The 2839-nt window shown below is 66.4% G+C and carries 4 protein-coding genes; 2 read left to right on the top strand and 2 right to left on the bottom strand.

Features of this window, described 5'->3' with window-relative positions; genetic code table 11:
* On the bottom strand, window positions 1–836 hold an 836-nt coding region (locus tag AC1D0Z_RS18890), incomplete at its 3' end, for a LysR family transcriptional regulator (RefSeq protein ID WP_477659727.1).
* A 118-nt stretch (window positions 837–954) separates the two neighbouring features.
* Here AC1D0Z_RS18890 and AC1D0Z_RS18885 point away from each other — a divergent pair.
* A complete protein-coding gene (locus AC1D0Z_RS18885; protein ID WP_477659726.1) occupies window positions 955–1470 on the top strand; it encodes a hypothetical protein in 516 nt (171 codons plus the stop codon).
* A complete protein-coding gene (locus AC1D0Z_RS18880; RefSeq protein ID WP_477659725.1) occupies window positions 1467–2336 on the top strand; it encodes an EamA family transporter in 870 nt (289 codons plus the stop codon). The genes AC1D0Z_RS18885 and AC1D0Z_RS18880 overlap by 4 nt, the downstream gene beginning before the upstream one ends.
* An 8-nt stretch (window positions 2337–2344) precedes the next feature.
* Here AC1D0Z_RS18880 and AC1D0Z_RS18875 read toward each other — a convergent pair.
* A partial coding sequence (locus AC1D0Z_RS18875; protein ID WP_477659724.1) for an AIR synthase-related protein occupies window positions 2345–2839 on the bottom strand: 495 nt, incomplete at its 5' end.

The following is a 2839-nucleotide window of genomic DNA, read 5'->3' as shown; positions in this document are numbered from 1 at the left end:
GGTACGGCACTGCGTGGATTGATGTAGGCCGAATAGCTGCCGTCGCCTCGAACCGCAGCGGTCGCGGCCCGGACCAGGTGCCCCTGGCGCAGGGGTTCGGCCACCAACAGCTCCGGCACCACCAGGTGCCCCATACCGCCCAGGGCCGCTGCGATGGCCAGGAAGTAGTGGTCGAAGCTCGCACTGACATGGATGCCGGCGGCTTGCATGCCCTGCTGGTTGGACCAGGCGACCAGCACATCCGGACGCGACTGCGCGACGAGAAACTGCCAGCGGGCGATGGGCTGGGCCGCGAATTCGCGGCAGCGCGCCGGCGCTGCCACGCACACCAGGTTTTCGGCCGCCAGCAGCCAGTGCTCGGCGCTGCCGATGCTCAGGTCGCGTGAGACCAGCACGTCATAGTTGTCGCCGGGACCGGGGGGTGAGAGAGAGGTCACGAGATCCACGGACACGGGCGCTGCGGGACGAAAGTGCGGCAAGGCAGGAATCAGGGTCGCCATCGCAAAGGTGGGCAGGGAAGTCCGCACGATCAGGCGGCGGGCGCCGGCCTGGCTTTGCACCATCTGGCGGGTTGCGAGTTCTATCGTGGACAGGGCCTCCTGCACTGTGTCGAAATACAGGCGCCCCGCATCCGTCAGGCGCACGGAGGTACCAGTGCGCGCGAACAGGGCTTGCCCGAAATAACGCTCCAGCGTCGCCACATGGCGGCTGACACCGCCCTGGCTCATGCCGAGCACCCGGCCAGCGCGGCTGAAGTTGAGCTGCCGGGCGGCCTCCACAAACACCCGCACGGCATTCAGCGGCAGCGCCTGGTCGGCGGTATCTGATTTACTCATCAGTGAGGCTGGTTTTTGCATGTTTTTGAGGACTTTATCCGGGATATTCAACGATTATGGCGACTATATGGTTTTGGTTAATGACATTCACTCATCATTTCTTTCAAAGGTCCTTTGCATGCCCCTTCTTTTGCACACCTGCCCGGGCGGCGCCCTCATTGTTCCGGACACCCTCCTGTGCGACCGCCGCGACGGCGGGCACCTGGTGGTAAATCCACCGCGGCCGGTCTGGGAGCGCAGCGAGCTGACACCCCTGGAGCTGGCGCACTGGTCTTGCCTTGTGGCCGCCACCGGCCGTGCCATGCTGGATGTGCTGCCCAGCCTGCGGGACGGTTGCATCAATTACTGGGAGGCGGGCAACTGGGCGCTTAACGACGAGGCCTTGCCTGTGGGGCCCAAGAACGTGCAGGCGCATCGCCGGGTACACCTGCACGTGCTGGGGCGCAACCGGCAGGCGGCGCGTCCCGACTGGCGCTGGGGCGAGTCGCCCAAATTCCCGCGCTGGTCTGACATGGCGGCCCGGGCATCGGCATTCGAAGCACTCACGGAGGCGGAGTGTGAGGCTGTGGCCGGGCGCGTCAAAGATTTGCTGGACAGCCGTTTTCGCCTGCCCGCGTTCGGCGAGGCGCCGTGAACGCCCACACGCTGGCGCTGGTGCTCGCCGGAGCGGTTTGCCACGCGCTCTGGAACATCGTGGCCAAACGCGCGGCGGGCGGTACGTTGTTCGTCTGGTTMTTCGGCTGCGTCAGCGTGGCAGCCGCAGCGCCGGTCGCGCTGGTGGCCTGGTATCTGCGTCCCCAGGCTTTCGACGGCTGGATGTGGCTGGCGGTGCTGGCTAGCGCGCTGGTGCATGTGGTTTATTTGCTGGTGCTGCAAAAGGGCTACCGGATGGGCGACTTTGCTGTGGTCTACCCGATGGCCAGGGGCACCGGGCCGCTGCTGGCTGTGCTGGGGGCTGTGGTGCTGCTGGGTGAGCTGCCCAGCGCACTGGGCTGGCTGGGCGTGGCCCTGGTGCTGGCCGGGGTGTTCATGACAGCCGGTGGCGCCACGGGCGCCGCCAGCACAGACGCGCAGCGGCGCCGGCGCGGCGTGTTTTGGGGGGCGTTGACGGGTTTGTGCATTGCGGGCTATACCGTGATCGACGGCTGGGCCGTGAAGTCGCTGGGCATGGCGCCCGTCCTGTTCTACGCCACAAGCCTGGCGTTTCGCACGGTGCTGCTCGCGCCCTGGGCGTTGCACCAGCGCAGCGCGCTGGGTGGGCAGTGGCGGCAGCACCGCACGGCGATTGTGCTGGTCGGCGTGCTGTCGCCGCTGGCCTATTGCCTGGTGTTGTTCGCCGTACAGGGCGCGCCGCTGAGTTATGTGGCGCCTGTGCGGGAGATGTCCATGCTGATAGGCACCCTGGTGGGGGCCAGGATGCTCAAGGAATCCCTCAAGCCTTCGCAAGTGGCGGGTGCGGCGCTGATGCTGCTTGGCGTAGCGGGGCTGGCGTTGGCCTGATGGAGCGCTTAACCGACCGTGACGGCGGCGCCGTCGCCCTTGGGCGCTATCACACCGATTTCATACACCTGCTCGCCGGCGTCGCGCAGGGTTTTGGCCGTAGCTTGCGCATGGGCGGCATCCACCACGACGACCATGCCGATGCCGTTGTTGAAGGTGCGGTTCATCTCGAAGTCGTCGATACCGGCGGTTTTTTGCAGCCAGGCGAACAGCTCGGTCTGCGGCCAGCTTCCCTTTTTGAGGTGGGCGGCCATGCCTTCGGGCAGCACGCGCGGAATATTTTCGAGCAAGCCGCCGCCGGTGATGTGGGCCAGCGCCTTGATCGGGTGGGCAGCCAGCGCGGCCAGCACGTTCTTGACGTACAGGCGGGTAGGCTCCATCAGGGCCTGCTTGAAAGGCTTGCCGTCAAGCTTCGCCGGAGCCGCAGCGCCGGCGCGTTCAATGCACTTGCGCACCAGGCTGAAACCGTTGGAATGCACGCCGCTGCTGGCCAGGCCCAGGAC

The sequence above is a fragment of the Polaromonas sp. P1_E3 genome (genome assembly GCF_056405935.1).
This window is presented reverse-complemented; position numbering and strand designations above follow the sequence as displayed.

Bases quoted from the DNA above. Each gene is read 5' to 3' on its own strand.
- AC1D0Z_RS18885 (WP_477659726.1), top strand. From the start codon at position 955: ATGCCCCTTCTTTTGCACACCTGCCCGGGCGGCGCCCTCATTGTTCCG.